This is a genomic window from Polaromonas sp. JS666, assembly GCF_900103405.1.
Lineage (GTDB): Bacteria > Pseudomonadota > Gammaproteobacteria > Burkholderiales > Burkholderiaceae_C > Polaromonas.
In genome coordinates, this window is record NZ_FNHX01000007.1 from 53,031 (window position 1) to 71,274 (window position 18,244).

At 62.4% G+C, this 18,244-nt stretch carries 22 protein-coding genes and 1 tRNA gene; 18 read left to right on the forward strand and 5 right to left on the reverse strand.

Annotated elements, in window-relative coordinates; all coding sequences use genetic code 11:
- Positions 1–14: 14 nt before the first annotated feature.
- Positions 15–461 carry a DUF4149 domain-containing protein gene (locus tag BLQ85_RS17480; protein ID WP_074578905.1) on the reverse strand — a complete coding sequence of 149 codons (447 nt, stop codon included), beginning with the start codon at positions 459–461 and terminating at the stop codon, positions 15–17.
- Between the two features lie 194 nt (positions 462–655).
- Between BLQ85_RS17480 and BLQ85_RS17485 the strand changes: the two genes are divergently transcribed.
- From BLQ85_RS17485 to BLQ85_RS24620, 10 genes are all read left to right on the forward strand, one after another.
- On the forward strand, positions 656–1,156 hold the full coding sequence (locus tag BLQ85_RS17485; protein WP_074578713.1) for an ATP synthase subunit I: 501 nt from the start codon (positions 656–658) through the stop codon (positions 1,154–1,156).
- Between the two features lie 12 nt (positions 1,157–1,168).
- Positions 1,169–2,041, forward strand: a complete 873-nt coding sequence (atpB, locus tag BLQ85_RS17490) for a F0F1 ATP synthase subunit A (protein WP_074578715.1) — start codon at positions 1,169–1,171, stop codon at positions 2,039–2,041.
- A gap of 61 nt (positions 2,042–2,102) precedes the next feature.
- Positions 2,103–2,366 (forward strand): F0F1 ATP synthase subunit C, encoded by a 264-nt coding sequence (atpE, locus tag BLQ85_RS17495; protein WP_007868969.1) that lies wholly within the window; start codon positions 2,103–2,105, stop codon positions 2,364–2,366.
- Between the two features lie 74 nt (positions 2,367–2,440).
- On the forward strand, positions 2,441–2,911 hold the full coding sequence (locus BLQ85_RS17500) for a F0F1 ATP synthase subunit B (RefSeq protein WP_074578718.1): 471 nt from the start codon (positions 2,441–2,443) through the stop codon (positions 2,909–2,911).
- 12 nt (positions 2,912–2,923) lie between these two features.
- Complete coding sequence (locus BLQ85_RS17505; RefSeq protein ID WP_007868963.1) at positions 2,924–3,454, forward strand: F0F1 ATP synthase subunit delta; 531 nt, start codon at positions 2,924–2,926, stop codon at positions 3,452–3,454.
- 64 nt (positions 3,455–3,518) lie between these two features.
- Complete coding sequence (gene atpA, locus BLQ85_RS17510; protein ID WP_074578720.1) at positions 3,519–5,072, forward strand: F0F1 ATP synthase subunit alpha; 1,554 nt, start codon at positions 3,519–3,521, stop codon at positions 5,070–5,072.
- 64 nt (positions 5,073–5,136) lie between these two features.
- A complete protein-coding gene (gene atpG / locus BLQ85_RS17515) occupies positions 5,137–6,003 on the forward strand; it encodes a F0F1 ATP synthase subunit gamma (RefSeq protein ID WP_074578722.1) in 867 nt (288 codons plus the stop codon).
- 49 nt (positions 6,004–6,052) lie between these two features.
- Positions 6,053–7,459: a F0F1 ATP synthase subunit beta gene (gene atpD, locus BLQ85_RS17520; protein WP_007868954.1), complete on the forward strand. Its 1,407-nt coding sequence runs from the start codon at positions 6,053–6,055 to the stop codon at positions 7,457–7,459.
- 123 nt (positions 7,460–7,582) lie between these two features.
- Entirely contained in the window at positions 7,583–7,999 is a 417-nt protein-coding gene (locus BLQ85_RS17525) for a F0F1 ATP synthase subunit epsilon (RefSeq protein ID WP_007868942.1), read from the forward strand.
- A gap of 216 nt (positions 8,000–8,215) precedes the next feature.
- A complete protein-coding gene (locus tag BLQ85_RS24620; RefSeq protein WP_175456139.1) occupies positions 8,216–8,359 on the forward strand; it encodes a hypothetical protein in 144 nt (47 codons plus the stop codon).
- Between the two features lie 10 nt (positions 8,360–8,369).
- Here BLQ85_RS24620 and BLQ85_RS17530 read toward each other — a convergent pair whose 3' ends face one another.
- The 3 genes from BLQ85_RS17530 to BLQ85_RS17540 are packed head-to-tail and all read right to left on the reverse strand — an operon-like array spanning position 8,370 to position 10,480.
- Positions 8,370–8,912 (reverse strand): TPM domain-containing protein, encoded by a 543-nt coding sequence (locus BLQ85_RS17530; RefSeq protein WP_074578724.1) that lies wholly within the window; start codon positions 8,910–8,912, stop codon positions 8,370–8,372.
- Positions 8,913–8,917: 5 nt separating this feature from the next.
- Positions 8,918–9,847: a TPM domain-containing protein gene (locus BLQ85_RS17535; RefSeq protein WP_074578907.1), complete on the reverse strand. Its 930-nt coding sequence runs from the start codon at positions 9,845–9,847 to the stop codon at positions 8,918–8,920.
- Between the two features lie 30 nt (positions 9,848–9,877).
- Positions 9,878–10,480, reverse strand: a complete 603-nt coding sequence (locus tag BLQ85_RS17540; RefSeq protein WP_074578726.1) for a LemA family protein — start codon at positions 10,478–10,480, stop codon at positions 9,878–9,880.
- Between the two features lie 44 nt (positions 10,481–10,524).
- On the opposite strand from BLQ85_RS17540, the gene BLQ85_RS17545 reads away from it, so the two are divergent.
- From BLQ85_RS17545 to BLQ85_RS17560, 4 genes are read left to right on the forward strand one after another with little or no spacing between them, the layout of a single operon-like run.
- On the forward strand, positions 10,525–11,373 hold the full coding sequence (locus BLQ85_RS17545; protein ID WP_074578729.1) for a hypothetical protein: 849 nt from the start codon (positions 10,525–10,527) through the stop codon (positions 11,371–11,373).
- 38 nt (positions 11,374–11,411) lie between these two features.
- Complete coding sequence (locus BLQ85_RS17550) at positions 11,412–11,858, forward strand: YybH family protein (RefSeq protein ID WP_074578731.1); 447 nt, start codon at positions 11,412–11,414, stop codon at positions 11,856–11,858.
- Between the two features lie 23 nt (positions 11,859–11,881).
- Positions 11,882–12,856 carry a YheT family hydrolase gene (locus BLQ85_RS17555; RefSeq protein WP_083336906.1) on the forward strand — a complete coding sequence of 325 codons (975 nt, stop codon included), beginning with the start codon at positions 11,882–11,884 and terminating at the stop codon, positions 12,854–12,856.
- A gap of 21 nt (positions 12,857–12,877) precedes the next feature.
- Entirely contained in the window at positions 12,878–13,447 is a 570-nt protein-coding gene (locus tag BLQ85_RS17560; protein ID WP_074578736.1) for a DUF2946 family protein, read from the forward strand.
- Positions 13,448–13,528: 81 nt separating this feature from the next.
- Here BLQ85_RS17560 and BLQ85_RS17565 read toward each other — a convergent pair whose 3' ends face one another.
- Complete coding sequence (locus BLQ85_RS17565) at positions 13,529–14,398, reverse strand: c-type cytochrome (RefSeq protein WP_074578738.1); 870 nt, start codon at positions 14,396–14,398, stop codon at positions 13,529–13,531.
- A 233-nt stretch (positions 14,399–14,631) separates the two neighbouring features.
- Between BLQ85_RS17565 and BLQ85_RS17570 the strand changes: the two genes are divergently transcribed.
- The 4 genes from BLQ85_RS17570 (at position 14,632) to BLQ85_RS17580 (ending at position 18,106) form a co-directional block, all read left to right on the forward strand.
- Positions 14,632–14,707, forward strand: a tRNA-Arg gene (locus BLQ85_RS17570).
- Between the two features lie 515 nt (positions 14,708–15,222).
- A complete protein-coding gene (locus tag BLQ85_RS17575) occupies positions 15,223–15,705 on the forward strand; it encodes a GreA/GreB family elongation factor (protein WP_074578740.1) in 483 nt (160 codons plus the stop codon).
- 3 nt (positions 15,706–15,708) lie between these two features.
- Positions 15,709–16,002 (forward strand): hypothetical protein, encoded by a 294-nt coding sequence (locus tag BLQ85_RS24365; protein WP_175456140.1) that lies wholly within the window; start codon positions 15,709–15,711, stop codon positions 16,000–16,002.
- 325 nt (positions 16,003–16,327) lie between these two features.
- Positions 16,328–18,106: a patatin-like phospholipase family protein gene (locus tag BLQ85_RS17580; RefSeq protein ID WP_074578742.1), complete on the forward strand. Its 1,779-nt coding sequence runs from the start codon at positions 16,328–16,330 to the stop codon at positions 18,104–18,106.
- The last annotated feature ends 138 nt before the right edge of the window (positions 18,107–18,244 follow it).

Genomic DNA, 18,244 nt, shown 5'->3' on the forward strand with positions numbered 1-18,244 from the left:
GGGCCGCGCCTTCTTCACGCGAGAAAAATGACGGCGGCTATCGCCAGCGCGCCCAGTGCGAGGTTGGCCATGGCCAGGGTGGCGATCTGCCCGACGCGGCGCCCGCCTTCGGGCCAGGCGGACGCGGCCACGGCCTGCTTGAGGCGGCGGAAGGGGCCGAAATACAGGTGGCCGAACAGCGCGAACATCAACAGACCCAAGCCGAACATCATGTGCCAGCCGGTGGGCGCACTTTTCATGCCGACGGCCAGCAGCATGGCCAGGCCCGTCACCAGCAGGACCGCGATGCCGGCCCACACCCCGACGAAGAAACGCCGCAGGACCTGCACGATCAGGGGCAGGCGCTGCGGCGGCGCGAGCTGCTCGGCCGCGGCGGGGCGCAGGGCGAACAGCATGAAGGAAATCCCGCCCAGCCAGGCGATGGCGGCGGCGAGGTGCAGGAATTTCATCAGGGCGTGCATGGAGGGATCTTTCAGTGGGGCGTTGGGCCAGCCCATTGTGAACCACCCCTGGTGCCCGCCCCGGCGCAGGTGTGAGAGGCCCCTAATTCACCCGCAAGCGGGGTTTTTTATGGGGGTGCAGGGGTTTCTACGTATAATCAAGGGCTTTGCTAATAGCGGCCCCTGTAACTTTCCCGTAATTTGTAGGTTTCAGAATGACAAATTCGGCGAATTCGGCGACGGACCCGGTCCCCCGGGCAGTTACATATGAGCTTGAGGCGGACGACGAGGGTTTCAAGACCCTGACGCGGGAAGAAGCCCAAAAGCTTCGTGAAACGAGTCCGTCGATCTCCCCCTGGTCGGTATTGGCGGGGCAACTGGTGGTTGGGGTTCTGGTGGCATGTGCTGCCTGGGCACTGACAGGCCAGCGGTCCGCCGGCTGGTCGGCGCTCTACGGGGCGCTGGCGGTGGTGATTCCGGCCGCGCTGTTTGCGCGCGGCTTGACCGGCAAAGTGTGGTCCATGAACCCAGGCACTGCGGTGGCTGGTTTCTTTTTGTGGGAAATGGTCAAGATCGCCTTGACGGTGGCAATGCTGTTTGCCGCGCCAAGGCTGGTTTCGATGCTGAGTTGGCCGGCCATGCTGGTCGGCCTGGTGGTGACAATGAAAACGTCCTGGCTCGCGCTGTTGTTCGCGGTCAGGAAAAATAAACTTTGAGGCGAGCAATAAATGGCTGCTGAGAATGCTGCTGGACATGGCGGTCCAACCGCCGGTGAATACATCGTTCACCACCTGACGCACTGGCGCAACAAGGAACTTGTTGGCCCGTTCGATCTGAGCGTCATCAACCTGGATTCCACCGTTTTCACCATCTTGCTGGGCGTGCTCGGTTGCTTCCTGCTCTGGAAAGCGGCCCGCAAAGCCACTTCCGGCGTTCCAGGCCGCTTCCAGGCCGCGGTTGAAATCCTCGTCGAAATGGTCGACGCGCAAGCCAAGGGCATCGTGCACAACGCCGAAAGCCGCAAGCTGGTCGCGCCGCTGGCCCTGACCGTGTTTGTCTGGATTTTCCTGCTGAATGCCATGGACTTGCTGCCGGTCGACCTGCTGCCCGTCATCTGGGCCTGGATTTACGGCGCCGCCGGCCATGACGCTCACCACGCTTACATGCGCTCGGTGCCCACCGCCGACCTCTCCATCACCATGGGCCTGTCCATGGGCGTGCTGATCACCTGCCTGGTCTACAACGTCAAGATCAAGGGCGTGGGCGGCTGGATCCACGAACTGTTCACCGCGCCTTTCGGCAACCACTGGGCGCTGTACCCCTTCAACTTCCTGATGCAGGTCATCGAGTTCGTCGCCAAGACGGTCTCGCACGGCATGCGACTGTTCGGCAACATGTATGCCGGCGAACTGATTTTCCTGCTGATCGCCCTGATGGGCGGCGCCTGGTCGCTGTCGGCGACCGGCATCGGCCTGGCCATCGGCCACATCATCGCGGGCTCGGCCTGGGCCATCTTCCACATCCTGATCATCACGCTGCAAGCCTTCGTGTTCATGATGCTGACGCTGGTGTACATCGGCCAGGCGCACGATCACCACTAACCCGTTGTCCCCGTTTTCCGTTTTTCTTTTTCTCTCGTAACCAAAGTCCTAAGGAGTCATCATGGAAGTTATTAGTTTTGTCGCTCTGGCCGCTGGCCTCATCATCGGCCTCGGTGCTGTCGGCGCCTGTATCGGCATCGGCATCATGGGCAGCAAATACCTCGAAGCAGCTGCACGCCAGCCTGAGCTGATGGGCGAACTGCAGACCAAGATGTTCCTGCTGGCCGGTCTGATCGACGCCGCTTTCATTATCGGCACGGGTATCGCGCTGTGGTTCGCTACCGCCAACCCCTTCCTGGCGCAAATCGCCAACCTGCCCAAGTAAGCATTGACCCAAGTCCCAAGAATGTCATTCCTTCGGGCCGGCTTGCAGCTGGGCCCCAAGGGAAAGGATGAGCAGTGAGCATTACCGGTACCCTTATTGTCCAGCTGATCGTGTTCCTGATTTTGGTCGGGTTCACGATGAAGTTTGTGTGGCCACCCATCGCGGCGGCCCTGGACGCGCGCGCGCAAAAAATCGCTGACGGCCTTGCTGCTGCCGACAAAGCCAAATCCGAACTCTCCGTCGCCAACAAGCGCGTGGAAGAAGAGCTGGCCAAGTCGCGCAACGAAGCGGCCGTGCGCCTGGCCGAAGCCGAGCGCCGGGGCCAGGCCCTGATCGAAGAAGCCAAGGCCAAGGCCACCGAAGAAGGCAGCAAGATCATTGCCGCCGCCAAGGCCGAAGCCGAGCAGCAGGCCGTGAAGGCCCGCGAAGCCCTGCGCGAGCAGGTGGCTGCGCTGGCCGTCAAGGGCGCCGAGCAGATTCTGCGCAAGGAAGTCAATGCCGGTGTGCATGCTGACTTGCTGGGCCGCCTGAAGATCGAACTCTAAGCGAGCATCAACATGGCCGAACTAGCCACCATTGCCCGTCCCTACGCCGAAGCGCTGTTCAAGGCCTCCGGCTCCGACCTGGGCGGCACCGCCGCCTGGCTCGACGAGCTGGCCGCCATCGCTGCGAATGCGCAGCTGCAGCAGTACGCCGGCAACCCCGGCGTCACTTCGGCGCAGGCGTTCGACGTGATTTCGGGCGTTGCCAAGACCAAGCTGCCGGACGCCGCGAAAAACTTCCTGCGCACGGTGATCGAGAACGGCCGCCTCAGCGTCCTGCCGGAAATCGCCGCGCAGTTCCGTGTCCTGAAAAACGCGCAGAGCGGTTCTTCCGACGCGACCGTCTACAGCGCTTTCGCGCTCGACGGCGCGGCGCTGGCCGACCTGTCGGCAACGCTGGAAAAACGCTTTGGCAAGAAGCTCAACCTCCAGGTTGAGCTGGAGCCGGCCCTGATAGGCGGCGTGCGAGTCGTGGTGGGTGACGAGGTGCTGGACACCTCGGTCAAAGCCCGTTTAGAGCAAATGAAAGTGGCGCTGATCTCCTGAGCCCGGTGCTCAGGCGCCACCCGCAGGTTTTTAGCCAACAACATACTGAAAGAAGGAAAGAGTCATGCAACTCAATCCCGCAGAAATTTCTGAACTGATCAAGAGCCGTATCGAAGGCCTGACCGGCAGCAGCGACATCCGCAACCAGGGCACCGTGGTGTCCGTCACCGACGGTATCGTCCGCATCCACGGCCTGTCCGACGTGATGCAGGGCGAAATGCTGGAATTCCCCGCAACCGCCGACGGTACCCCCACCTACGGCCTGGCGCTGAACCTCGAGCGTGACTCGGTCGGCTCCGTGATCCTGGGTGAATACGAACACATCGCCGAAGGCGACACCGTCAAGTGCACGGGCCGCATTCTGGAAGTGCCCGTCGGCCCCGAGCTGCTCGGCCGCGTGGTGAACGCCCTGGGCCAGCCCATCGACGGCAAGGGTCCGATCAACGCCAAGATGACCGACGTGATCGAAAAGGTCGCGCCCGGCGTGATCGCCCGTAAATCCGTCGACCAGCCCCTGCAGACCGGCCTGAAGTCCATCGACTCCATGGTGCCCGTCGGCCGCGGCCAGCGCGAACTGATCATCGGCGACCGCCAGACCGGCAAGACCGCCGTGGCCATCGACGCCATCATCAACCAGAAGGGCAAGGGCGTTTCCTGCGTCTACGTCGCGATCGGCCAGAAGGCTTCGTCGATCAAGAACGTGGTGCGCGCGCTGGAACAAGCCGGCGCGATGGAATACACCATCGTCGTGGCCGCCGCGGCTTCCGAGTCCGCCGCCATGCAATACGTCAGCGCCTACTCCGGCTGCACCATGGGCGAATACTTCCGTGATCGCGGCGAAGACGCGCTGATCGTGTATGACGACCTGTCCAAGCAGGCCGTGGCTTACCGCCAGGTTTCGCTGCTGCTGCGCCGCCCGCCGGGCCGCGAAGCCTATCCCGGCGACGTGTTCTATCTGCACAGCCGTCTGCTCGAGCGCGCAGCTCGCGTGAACGAGAAGTATGTTGAAGACTTCACCAAGGGTGCGGTCAAAGGCAAGACCGGTTCGCTGACCGCGCTGCCCATCATCGAAACGCAGGCCGGCGACGTGTCCGCGTTCGTTCCGACCAACGTGATTTCGATCACCGACGGCCAGATCTTCCTGGAAACCAGCCTGTTCAACGCCGGTATCCGTCCCGCGATCAACGCCGGTATCTCGGTGTCCCGCGTCGGCGGCGCCGCCCAGACCAAGCTGGTCAAGAACCTGTCCGGCGGTATCCGTACCGACCTGGCCCAGTACCGTGAACTGGCCGCCTTCGCGCAGTTCGCCTCCGACCTGGACGAAGCCACCCGCAAGCAGCTGGACCGCGGTGCCCGCGTGACCGAACTGCTCAAGCAGGCCCAGTACTCGCCGCTGTCGATCTCCAACATGGCCGCCACGTTGTTCGCCGTGAACAAGGGCTTCATGGACGACATCGAAGTCAAGAAGGTCCTGGCTTTCGAACACGGCCTGCACGCCTACCTGAAGGACAAGAACGCGGCCCTGATGGCCAAGCTCGAAGCCAACAAGGCCATGGACAAGGACGCTGAGGCTGAACTGAACACGGCCGTGGCCGAGTTCAAGAAGTCGTTTGCCTGATCTCGCCTGACCTCATCGTCAAGCAGGTAATTAAGCAACCCTCAGGAACCCCTTAGGAATCCATATGGCAGCAGGCAAGGAAATACGCGGCAAGATCAAATCGGTGGAAAACACCAAGAAGATCACCAAGGCCATGGAGATGGTGGCCGCCTCCAAGATGCGCAAGGCGCAGGAGCGGATGCGCGCTGCCCGTCCTTACAGCGACAAGATCCGCAACATCACGGCCAACCTGAGTCAGGCCAACCCCGAGTACACCCACGCGTTCATGGAGTCCAACGACGCCAAGGCCACCGGGTTCATCGTGGTGACGACCGACAAGGGCCTGTGCGGCGGCATGAACACCAACGTGCTGCGCGCCGTGACGGCCAAGCTCAAGGAAGTGCAGGCCGCCGGCCATGACGCGCGGGCGGTGGCCATCGGCAACAAGGGCCTCGGTTTTCTGAACCGGGTCGGCGCCAAGGTGGTGTCGCACGCGACCCAGCTCGGCGACAAGCCGCACCTGGAAAAACTGATTGGCCCCGTCAAGGTGCTGCTCGACGCGTACGCGGAAGGCAAGATCAACGCGGTGTACCTGTCGTACACCAAGTTCATCAACACCATGCGCCAGGAACCGGTGGTCGAGCAGCTGCTGCCCTTGACGGCCGCGCACCTGCAGGCCGACAAGGACCAGCACGGCTGGGACTACATCTACGAGCCCGACGCGCAGACCGTGATCGACGACCTGCTGGTTCGCTACGTGGAAGCGCTGGTGTACCAGGCGGTTGCCGAGAACATGGCGTCCGAGCAGTCCGCCCGCATGGTGGCCATGAAGGCCGCCACCGACAACGCCGGCAGCGTGATTGGCGAACTCAAGCTGGTTTACAACAAAACGCGTCAAGCGGCGATCACGAAAGAACTTTCGGAAATCGTTGCCGGTGCTGCAGCGGTTTAAGCCGCCACACCCGATTTAAAGATTTAAAGAAACGGAAAAGGATTCAATCATGGCTCAGGCTCAAGGCAAGATTGTTCAGTGTATTGGTGCGGTGGTTGACGTGGAATTCGCGCGCGACCAGATGCCCAAGATTTACGACGCGCTCAAGATGGAAGGCTCCGCGCTGACGCTGGAAGTCCAGCAGCAGCTGGGCGACGGCATCGTGCGCACCATCGCGCTGGGCACCTCCGACGGCCTGCGCCGCGGCAACGTCGTGTACAACACCGGCGCCAACATCACGGTTCCCGTGGGCAAGGCCACGCTGGGCCGCATCATGGACGTGCTGGGTTCGCCCATCGACGAGCGCGGCCCGGTCGACCAGACCCTGACCGCCCCCATCCACCGCAAGGCCCCCGCGTACGACGAACTGTCGCCATCGCAGGAACTGCTGGAAACCGGCATCAAGGTGATCGACCTGGTCTGCCCCTTCGCCAAGGGCGGCAAGGTGGGCCTGTTCGGCGGCGCCGGCGTCGGCAAGACCGTGAACATGATGGAACTGATCAACAACATCGCCAAGGCGCACTCGGGCCTGTCCGTGTTCGCCGGTGTGGGTGAACGTACCCGCGAAGGCAATGACTTCTACCACGAGATGGCCGACTCCGGCGTCGTGAACCTCGAGAACCTCGGCGAATCCAAAGTGGCCATGGTCTACGGCCAGATGAACGAGCCCCCAGGAAACCGCCTGCGCGTCGCGCTGACCGGCCTGACCATCGCCGAATCCTTCCGTGACGAAGGCCGCGACGTGCTGTTCTTCGTGGACAACATCTACCGCTACACGCTGGCCGGTACCGAAGTGTCCGCGCTGCTGGGCCGTATGCCTTCCGCCGTGGGCTACCAGCCCACGCTGGCCGAGGAAATGGGCCGCCTGCAAGAGCGTATTACCTCCACCAAGGTCGGCTCCATCACTTCCATCCAGGCCGTTTACGTTCCTGCCGATGACTTGACCGACCCGTCGCCCGCCACCACCTTCGCTCACCTGGACTCCACCGTGGTGCTCTCGCGTGACATCGCTTCGCTGGGTATCTACCCCGCGGTCGATCCGCTGGACTCCACCAGCCGTCAGCTGGACCCGAATGTCGTCGGCGAAGACCACTACAACACGGCCCGCGCCGTGCAGGGCACGCTGCAGCGTTACAAGGAACTGCGCGACATCATCGCGATTCTGGGCATGGACGAACTGGCCCCTGAAGACAAGCTGGCCGTGGCCCGCGCCCGCAAGATCCAGCGTTTCCTGTCGCAGCCTTTCCACGTTGCTGAAGTGTTCACCGGCTCGCCCGGCAAGTACGTCAGCCTGGCTGAAACGATTCGCGGCTTCAAGATGATTGTGTCCGGCGAGTGCGATCACCTGCCGGAACAGGCTTTCTACATGGTCGGGACCATCGACGAAGCCTTCGAAAAAGCGAAAAAGGTGGCGTAAAGCGGCCATTTGAGCGATCCGCGTTGTTGGCGTGCTCAATGTGCTTTCTGCACATTTCCGCGCGCCGCCTAGCGGCTCATCTCAACTGACCACTTTCCATCCCCCTTTTTAATTGGAGTACGTATGAGCACCATTCACGTCGACGTCGTATCCGCAGAAGAGTCCATCTTCTCGGGCGAAGCCAAGTTCGTGGCATTGCCCGGCGAGGCTGGCGAGCTGGGCATTTACCCGCGCCACACGCCGCTGATCACCCGCATCAAGCCGGGTGCCGTGCGCATTGAAAAAGCCGACGGCACGGAAGAGTTCGTCTTCGTGGCCGGCGGCCTGCTCGAAGTGCAACCCAACTGCGTGACGGTGTTGAGCGACACCGCCATCCGCGGCAAGGACCTGGACGAGACCAAGGCCAGCGAAGCCAAGGCCGCCGCCGAGGAAGCGCTGAAGAACGCCAAGAGCGACATCGACATCGCCATGGCCCAGTCTGAACTCGCCGTCATGGCCGCGCAGATCGCCGCCTTGCGCAAATACCGCCAGAAGAAATAAAAACAAGCCTTCCGGCTTTATCGCCGGATCGCAGCAAGCCCCTGTCGAAAGCCAGGGGCTTTTTTCATGGGCGGCGCATCAGCACTAATCCTTTCGCACTCATGCTGTTGCGCCGGCGCCTCAGCTTAACAACTGGAAACCCTAAATCACAGCCAGCGAGGGCGCCCCTGCCGTATCGTGGATCCAGGGATTCAACCGAAGCGACGAGGTGGGATTATGGACAGCGCACTGGACAGTCTGACGTGGGACGAAGAGCTTTCGCCGCACCGCAAGGGACGACGTTCGCTCAGGACATGGATACGCCGCATCCTGGTTGTGCTGACGGGGTTGTTTGTCTTGGGCGTTTTGCTGTCATCCTGAGCGGGTCTCTTCACTGAAGCAGCGGCGCGTCGGGCAGTTCATTCGCCTTGGCGTGCGCATCTTGCTCCGAGCCATCCACCGCGAAGTGCTGCATCAGTACCGCCGAGGTTTCCTCCAGCGCCTGCGTCAGCCCATCTTCATAACGCTGCTCGCGAAACGCGGCCGCCATGCGCGCCACCATGGCCTGCCATTGGTCGGGGCCGACATGCCGCGCCACGCCGCGGTCGGCGACGATCTCGATCGCGCGTTCGGCCAGCAGCACGTAAATCAGCACGCCGTTGTTGTGCTCCGTGTCCCAGACGCGCAGCTTGCCGAACATCGTGACCGCGCGCTGGCGCGTGAGCGCGGCGATGGACGTGTGCCGGCCCAGGCGCCAGAGATAGCTCAGGGGCAGTGAAGCCTCCACGCAGATGCGGATCTCGCCGCTGTGGCGCCGCTCGCTGGCCGCCACGCGCCGCGCGAGCCGCTGCAGCATATCGGGCGGAATCGCGCGCCGGGTATCGGCGGCGTCCAGCCAGAGGTGTTTGAGCAGGGTCTTGAGCTTGTTGAGCATGATGCCTACCAGTCTCCCGAGGCGCCGCCGCCGCCGAAATCGCCACCGCCGCCACTGCTGAAACCCCCGCCGTCGCTGCTGCTGCTGCTGCCGCCGCTGCTCCAGCCGCCACCGCCGCCGCTACCTATGCCGCCGCTGGTCCAGCCGCCCGAAGAGCGGCCGCCGCGGCCCAGCGCGCCCAGGCTAGCGACCAGCGCGAACACCGTGCCCACCAGGACGGCGAGGCCGGCCACGATCAGGCTGCTGGTGAAAATCCAGGCCAGCACGCCGACCACACCGCCGGTGGCCAGCGAGCCGAACTTGCGCCCCAGCACCATGGCCGCTATGCGCCCGGCAATCGGCACCGCAAAAAACAGGAAGACGGCCAGGTCCGTCCACTCAAAACCGTCGTTGTTGCCGCTGCTGCCGCTGTGTTCGGGCGCGGGCAGGTTTTCGCCGCTGATCAGCGCAATGAGCTGGTCGGCCGCGGCATCGAGCCCACCGGCGAAGTCGCCTTGTTTGAAGCGCGGCGTGATGGCCGTGTCTATGACCTGGCGCGCCGCCAGGTCGGGAATCGCGCCTTCCAGCGCCTTGGTGGTTTCTATGCGCACCTTGCGGTCGTTCTTGGCGACCACCAGCAAAAGCCCATCGCCTACGCCCTTGCGGCCTATCTTCCAGCTGTCGCCCACGCGCTGCGCATAGGCGGCGATGTCTTCCGGCTGGGTGGTGGGCACCAGCAGCATCACCACCTGGGCGCCGCGGCTTTGTTCAAAGGCCGTGAGCTTGGCTTCCAGCGCCTCGCGCTGCGCGGCGCTCAGCGTGCCGGTGCCGTCCATGACATGGGCTGTCAGTGCCGGTACCGGCTGCACGCCGCCCTGCGCCCAGGCCGCCAGCGGCAGCCAGGCGGCCAGCAGCAGGCCTCCCAGCAGCCGGGCACCGCCGCGAACAAAAAGCATGGAGCGCCGCACGCTCAGGCCCGCCGTGCTTTATTTCTTGTTGAAGTCCACCACCGGCGGCGTGGAGATCTGCGCCTCGTTCTGCACCGAGAAGTTGGGTTTGACCTGGTAGCCAAAGACCATGGCCGTCAGGTTGTTCGGGAAGCTGCGCGTGAGCACGTTGTATTCCTGCACGGTGTCGATGTAGCGCTTGCGCGCCACGGTGATGCGGTTTTCCGTGCCTTCAAGCTGCACGCGCAGGTCGCGAAAGCCCTGGTTGGCCTTGAGGTCGGGGTAACGTTCGCTGACCACCATGAGGCGGCTCAGCGCGCTGCCCAGCTCGCCCTGCGCTGCCTGGAATTTGCTGAAGGCGGCCGGGTTGTTCAGGGTTTCGGGCGTCACCTGGATGGAGGTGGCCTTGGCGCGCGCTTCCACCACCTTGGTCAGCGTATCCTGCTCGAACGCCGCTTCACCTTTGACCGTGGCCACGATATTGGGCACCAGGTCGGCGCGGCGCTGGTACTGGTTCAGCACTTCGGACCAGGCCGACTTGGTCTGCTCATCCAGGCGCTGGAAGTCGTTGTAGCCGCAGCCCGAGAGCAGCAGGCCCAGCAGGGCCGCGAGGGTGAATGTCAAAAAGCGGGATATCGTCATGGCAATGCCTCCGAAAATGCAAGCCGCAACACTAACATAGTCGAATGTCCCCGCTGCCCACATCCCCCGCTTCCGGCAGCCCGCTGCAAGCTTTGCAGTCCGCCCTGCGCCCGCCGCCGCCCGTCCAGGCCAAGCCGCGCCTGCTGGTGGCCGGCGCCACCGGCGTGCTGGGCAACGAGGTGCTGCGCCGCCTGGTCGGCAGCGGCCGCTATGCGCACACCGAGGTGCTGGCCACCGAAGCCATGGCGACGGGGCTCTCCGGCGTCGGCATCGCGCTGGCGGGCGTGCCTTCGCCGATCGCGCAATGGGCCTTGAGGCCGCTGCCGGCGCACACCGGGCTGGTCATGTTCGAGCCGCCGCGCATGTATTACGGACGTGAGCGCACGCTCTGGACGCCCGCGCCTGCGGAGCTGCCCGCGCTGGCGCAGTGGCTCAAACGCTGCGGCGTGCAGACCCTGGTCGTGGTCGTGCCGCACGCCACCGGGCGCCTGCCCGATGCGCTCAAGCGCGGCCTGGCCAACCTCGACGAGCAGGCCGTCGCCGCCTTGGGCTTTGAACGCCTGCTGCTGGTGCGTTCGGCCCGCAAGGCGCAGGACGCCGCGGGAAAGAATGTGCTGGAGCGGGTCGCGGCCTGGATGCTGTCCACGCTCAGGTTCATGATTCCCCAGGCCGAGCAGCCGGTGCGGCCCGCCAAGCTCGCGGAGTTCGTCGATGCCGCCCTGCAGGTGCTGCCGCCCGGCACCCATGTGGCCGCGCCCGAGCTGCTGTGGCAGGCCAACCAGAGCGGCAGCGCGGGCCGGGCGGGCGGCGGCATGCAGGGCGTGGTCCAGGCCTGGCTTGCTGCGGCGCGCAATCCCGCGCAGAATTCAGCACCAAACGCCAAGCCGGATTGAAGCCCATCCCCTTGCCCGAACTTCTTTTGATCGTCCCCATGCCCAAACCCAAAGTCCCGCCCGCCAGCACCGGCAACGCCGATGACATCGAGGCGGCCTTTTACGACGCGCTGCAAACCGGCGACATTGAAAAACTCATGGCCTGCTGGGGTGACGAGGACGACATCGTTTGTGTGCACCCTGGGGGCGCCCGCCTCGTGGGGCCGGCGGCCATACGCGCGACCTTCGATGCGATGTTCTCCAACGGCACCATACGCGCGCAGCCCATCAAGGTCCGCAAGGTGGAGGCCATGAGCGCCAGCGTGCACAGCGTGCTCGAGCGCATCGAGGTGCTCACCGAAGAAGGCCCGCGCCACGCCTACGTCATCGCTACCAACGTCTACCACAAGACCGCGCAGGGTTGGCGCATGGTGGCCCACCATGCCAGTCCCGGCACGCCGCGCGAAATGCAGGAAGTGTCGGAAACGCCCACCGTTCTCCATTGACCCGGCTGCGCATGGAACCCGCCATGAACTATGCCGCGCCCTGGTGGCTCCCGGGCGGCAACCTGCAGACCATCTGGGCCGCCCTGCAGTCGCGCCGCTTCCTGGGCCCGCAGCCGGTGTTTCGCCGCGAGCGCTGGACCACGCCTGATGAGGACTTTGTCGATGTCGACTGGCTGGTCACGAACGACGCGACTCCCGAACCCAAACCCTTGCTGGTGGTGTTCCACGGCCTTGAAGGCTCCTCCGCCAGCCACTACGCCGAGGCGCTGGCCGATGCCGCGCGCGAGCGCGGCTGGGCCTGCGCGATCCCGCATTTCCGCGGCTGCTCGGGCGAGATCAACCTCGCGCCGCGGGCCTACCACTCGGGCGACTTCGCCGAGATCGACTGGATACTGCGGCGCTTCGCGGAACAGCGCGACGGGCCGGTGATGGCCGTCGGCATCTCGCTGGGCGGCAACGCGCTGATGCGCTGGGCCGGCGAGATGGGCGCCGAGGCCCGGCAGGTGGTGGGCGGCATCGCTTCCGTGTGCTCGCCGCTGGACCTCGCCGCCAGCGGCTGGGCCATAGGCCGGGGCTTTAACCGCCTGGTCTACACCCGCATGTTCCTCAAGACCATGGTGCCCAAGGCCTTGCAAAAGCTGGAGCAGCATCCCGGGCTGTTCGACCGCGAGCGGCTGCTGGCCGCGCGCGACCTCTATGCGTTTGACGACGTCTTCACCGCGCCGCTGCACGGCTTCAAGAACGCCGACGACTACTGGTCGCGGGCCTCGGCCAAGCCGCACCTGCACCGGATTGCCGTGCCCGCGCTGGCCCTGAACGCGCTCAACGATCCCTTTGTACCGGCGTCCAGCCTGCCGCAGGCCTCGGAGGCGGGGCCGCATGTCACGCTGTGGCAGCCGGCCCAAGGCGGCCATGTGGGTTTTCCCTCGGCGCCCTTCCCGGGCCATGTGCGCGCCATGCCTGACGCCATCACCGCCTTTCTGGCGGCGCAGTTATAGCTCCGCGCGCAAAATAAGCTCATGGACGACATTGTTCGGCAGGCGATTGCCAAATGGCCCAATGTTCCCGACTGCTACGGCTGGCTGGGGCTGGACGCGCGCGGCAACTGGTATATGCGCGACGACAGGGCCCAGGCCGCCGGGCCCTTTAGCGGTGTTCCGGGTGCGGACCCCGCGCGCAACAAGGCCGCCAAGGGCTCGCTGCTCAAGCATGACAAGTTGATCGACTTCATCCAGCGCAACTACGAAAGCGACGCCGGCGGCCGTTGGTTCTTCCAGAACGGCCCGCAGCGCGTTTATGTAGAGCTCGAAGCCACACCGCTGGTCTGGCGCGTCGGCCCGGCGCCCTCCTTCGCCGTCACCGCGCACACCGGCGCGGCCGCGCGTGCGCAGCGCTGCATTCTGGATGAGGCCGGGCGGCTTTACCTGGAGACCGACCTGGGCTTTGGCCTGGTCCATACCCAGGACATGACGCATGCTGCCGATGCGGTGGAGCAGGGCCTGTGGGTGCCCGAGGACTACGCCGCCCGCGACCTGCCGGCGCGCTTTGCCTATGTGCGCAGCCCGCAGGCGCAGCAGCAAAAACCGTAGCGGCAAGCGCTGCCCCTGAATAAAAGAAGCACAAGAAAAAAGCCGGTCAATGACCGGCTTTTTTGTGAGGGGGCGGGCAGCTTACTTGACCGAAGTGACCATGTACTGAACCACGGCCTTGATTTCGCTGTCGGAGGCTGCGGAACCGCCCTTGGGTGGCATTGCGCCTTTGCCCTTGATGGCACTGGCGGTCAGCCCATCGACGCCGGCGGCCACGCGTGGGCCCCAGGCGGCCTTGTCACCGAGCTTGGGTGCGTTGGCCACGCCCGTTGCATGGCAGGTGGCGCAGACCTGGCCGTACAGCGCGGGAACCGCGCCACCGGCGGCGGCTGGTGCCGCAGCGGGTGCGGCACCCTTGTTGGCGGCGGCCAGGGCCGCCACGACGTCTGCTGATGGGGCTGCGGCGGCCGTTGCGTCGGCGGGAGCTGCCGCTGCTGCCGCGGCAGGCGCCTTGGGTTCGGCAAACTTGCCGCCAGCGGCTGCCGTCATGTAGACCACGGCCCTGCCGACTTCGATGTCATCAAAGTCGCCGCCACCTTGCGCGCCCATCGCGCCCTTGCCCTTGAGGGCCGAATGCCAGAGTGCATCGAAGCCGGTCTTGATACGGGCACCCCAGGCGGCCGCGTCACCGAATTTCGGTGCGCCGGCGGCGCCCGTGCCGTGGCAGGTCACGCACTGGGCTTTGTAGACTTCTTCGCCGGATTTGAGGGGACGGTTCGCATCGCGGATTTCAACCGAACCGATTTTCTGGATGCGCTGCGCGACGGCTTTGGCGTCTTCGCTGGCGCCGGCAGCCGGCTTGTTGGCCGAAGCGACGTAATAAACCAGGCCGATGATGGCGAAAACGGGGACGACAAAAGAGAAAAAAACCGCTGCCAGCAGCTGCTGGGGCGTCTTGATCGGGCCAGTGTGGGCTTCTTCGTGGGCCGTGGTGTGGTCGTTTGCGCTCATGGCGTCCTCAAAAAACTAAAAATCGGGGGGCTATCGCGTATTGGTGGCACGCTTGTACAGCGCTTGCTCAGCAACCTCGGATTATAGCTGGGGCTCTTGCCGGGCCCGGGGCGTGCCGTGGCCGGCTGGTAGAATCGGGCACACCGCGCGGCGTGAATCGCCCGCGCGGTGCAAATGCCCTGATTTCGCGTCCTCCCGGGCCGCGAATTCCGGCGCAAACCGTTTCCAGCGTTGCGGCTGTAGCTCAGTGGATAGAGTATTGGCCTCCGAAGCCAAGGGTCGTGGGTTCGATCCCCGCCAGCCGCACCAATTTCGCTTTGTAGATCAATGATTTACAACGCGCAGATGATATCAATGTAGTGCATTGTTTAGCAATATTTGGCACGCCGTGCGTGCCAAATCTGTGCCAACAACTTGCAGTATTTAGCGTTGCTTGATTTGCGTAATGGACCTTACCGGTCATGGCGGCAACCGATTCCCCCTTACGATCTTTCAAGTGCCAAGTGCATTAGTCAGTACCCATCATTCGCCATTCAAGCGCAAGACTCTCTCTTGTTTTAATCACGTCAAGAAGCACTGACCGCTCTTAGGCTTGGGGAGACGCTGGACGGGCTCTGTTCCCGTTACCCAGTTGCGATGTCAACAATCGGCCAGAAGCAGACATCAGAACCCGCAGGGTGCATTTATAGTGCTTCGGCGCAGTACGGTAGGCGGCAAGAATGAACGCTGACGGTGCACTGCCGAAAGTGCAATCGGGTCGACGGCTGGAGGAGACCTTCATAATTAAGGCCTTCCCCGCTTGTTTGAGATGCCCACCTTCCGTCATGAATAAATTCTCGCTGCAACAGCAGGTGCTGAAACGGCTCGCCGAAGACCTGCTGCAAGCCGAAGATGCGGTGCGGGTGGCACACGAAACGGCGACCCACGCAGAAAATATCGCCGAAAACAAATACGACACATTGGGACTCGAAGCCGCCTACCTGGCCACCGGCCAAGTCCGGCGCGCCGAAGCCATCCGCCAGGCGATGGCCAAGTGGCACCAATTCCGCCCGCGTCCCTACGACGCCAGCAAAGGGATACAGCTCGGCGCGCTGGTCTGCCTGGTCGATTCCGACGACAAGCAGCAACAGCTCTTTCTCGGCCCGGATGGGGGCAGCATGCAGTTGGGCAGCGGCACTCAGCTGGTTCAGGTCATCAGCATGGAAGCCCCTTTGGGCAGGGCCATGCTGGGCAAATGCGAGGGTGATGATGTGTCGATACAGGTCGCTGCAATCCGACAGCAGTTTGAGGTGCTGCGGGTTCATTGAGCCGTGAACGACTCCTCTGGGCCCATTGCAGCCGTCGGTCAGATGACAGCTTCCGGCAAAAGCAGACGTAGAGTTTCAAACGTGAAGCACAAAAAAGAATCAGACATCATCACCGCAGCCGAGGAGACCTGCGGTCTGCCGTGGACAGAACTTTTCGCATTGAATGGCAGCGTCATTGGCAGTGAAAGAGCAGGCGGACAAGTCTTTCTTCACATGATTGATGATGACCACTTGGCGGATGCTGCATTGAGGTTGTTACGCCAGCAAGGTAAAACTCGCAACGATGGTGGCGCATAACTGTCGAATTTCGCTGAAGTCTGACCCGCGTAGGCACTACCTTGCTTGTTTTAAAAGCAGAGGGAATTCAGGAGTGATAGACGTGGCGACAGTGCGATCAAGCTGCATGAATCGCTGAGCATCCTCTGTCTTTGATCCAAGGCCTGACGGCACAGCCGCGCGGTAGAAAGAGCCGGCGTACGGCATTTGGCCTTTTTGCGCCTCCTCTACTTGGAGGTGGTGGCCCACGTACGTAAGCGTTAATCTTCAATGGCCGCGCTATGTGGTGCATTGGATTAGAGCGCTACAAAATTCAAGTACGCAGGAACTAGGAGCCGTAACGCATATGATTTTTTCCAGACTTGCTGCGCTTTTTATTCCAGTTAGCCTGGCCTTTCTGCTCGCGGCGTGCGCCAGTCCACCTCGTTACGCAAATGTGAGGCATGAAAAGGAAGATCCAGCGCCCAAGAATAGGGCTTCTTTAAAGCCTTACCTCACGACCACGTGCATTGACAAGACAAGAAAATTAAGCGAAGGGTGCGAGACAAAAAAAGAAGAAACCTTCATAGGGCTGGCTATCTCCGGTGGAGGTTCAAGAGCGGCAAACTACGCAGCAGCCGTGATGCGGGAGCTTGATTCCATTGGAATACTTCAGCACGTTGACGCTATATCAAGCGTATCCGGGGGCTCTCTCGCGTCCGCTTACGTCGCCGCAAAGGGTAAAAAATACGACCAGAACACATTTGAATTTTGGGAAGAAGCCAAACGGGATTTGTCGCAGGACTTTCGATCAAAGCTTCTGGCCAAGTTGGCTCGGCCAGACAACTTCATATCTTCAATGTTTGGTTCGCTAGGCCGAACCGAGTTGATGGCAGAAGTCTTTGACGACACGCTGTTCAGAGGCTTGACCTTTGGGGATATGGGCGATGGCGGATTTGGCTTACTTATCAACGCAACGGCATTGAATGAGCTACCCGGTCCATATCCACAGCATTGCAGTAGCCGAGGTGTGCTGGCGCCAAGAATCAAGTGGGAGAGTGTCACTTTTACGGATTTCTTTTTCAGGAACTGCCTGAACTCGAATTTGGATTCCTACCCATTGTCACGGGCAGTTGCGGCCTCGGCTGCTTTCCCGGGGCTTTTCAGCGCGGTTCCACTGGCGTCGTACCCTAGCGACACTCAAGTTCACTTTGGCGCAAAGAAGACGGACAAAAAGTTTCTGCATGTGATTGACGGCGGTCCGTCTGACAACCTTGGCGCCGAAAATCTGGCTGGGTCCCTCCTCTATAAGGTTGCCCACGACCGAGTAGAAGTGAAGCAGTGCCTGCTGATTGTGATCGACGCTTTTGCGACAGGGGATATCGATCAACGGTATAAAACCGATGACGTGCGCAGCCCCTTGGATCGGCTTGTCGACACGGATTTCTTTGACTCGATCGATGCGATGCTCAGCCATCGTCGTGAAGCGACGTTGCGCAATCTGGGTCAAGTTCGTGATGTCAACCGCAGCCTTGGATATGCAGACAATTTCCCAGTCCAAGGAAGCACTTTTAAGCTGCGGCACAACTCTCGAACTTCAACAACCTCACTGAGAAAGGTGCTGGGAGAAGAGCGGGTTTTTTACCGCGACGACGTCAATTGCTTCGTCTGGTACCTGTCCATCGATGGCCTTGAAGAGCTCGTCGGGGCTAAATGGGCTTTTGGCGAGCAACTCAAGGAGAAGACCCGTCGCGAGTTCGAGTTGAAGTACACGACCGAAGAGCTCAAACGGCTTGGAGAGCTGCCCATGTACCAACCGGAGGTGCTTCTCAATGAATACATGACGACAGACTATCCTCGTCGGGCGAAGGCCGTTAGCGACTTGGCTTCCAGAGTGAGGACGGATTTTAATCTTGTCGGGCCAAAAAACTGCTCTGGCCCGGTTCTATCTCGAGCGCTGTGGCTGGCTGGTGCGATTTCAGTCAATGCCGACCTACTGGGTCGCAGCGAGGTTTGCAGGTGGATGAGGGCGCGAGGGCTCAGCGTTTCGGGGAGCTGCGAATCCGACGAGCTTTATGAATTGCCGAGGCTGCCTGTCAAGTATGCTCCGACCGAACAGGGAGACTACTCGGTAGCTTGCGAATAACCTGCTCGGAAAGCATGCTTTCGCCCATCCTGGCCTGTCGCACCCCCAATCAGATATCGATCGCATGCAGTTGAAGATCGCGGCGGGTTCGCAACCTTGGCTGGATGGAACCGCCTGATCAAGAATCGACATGCTTCG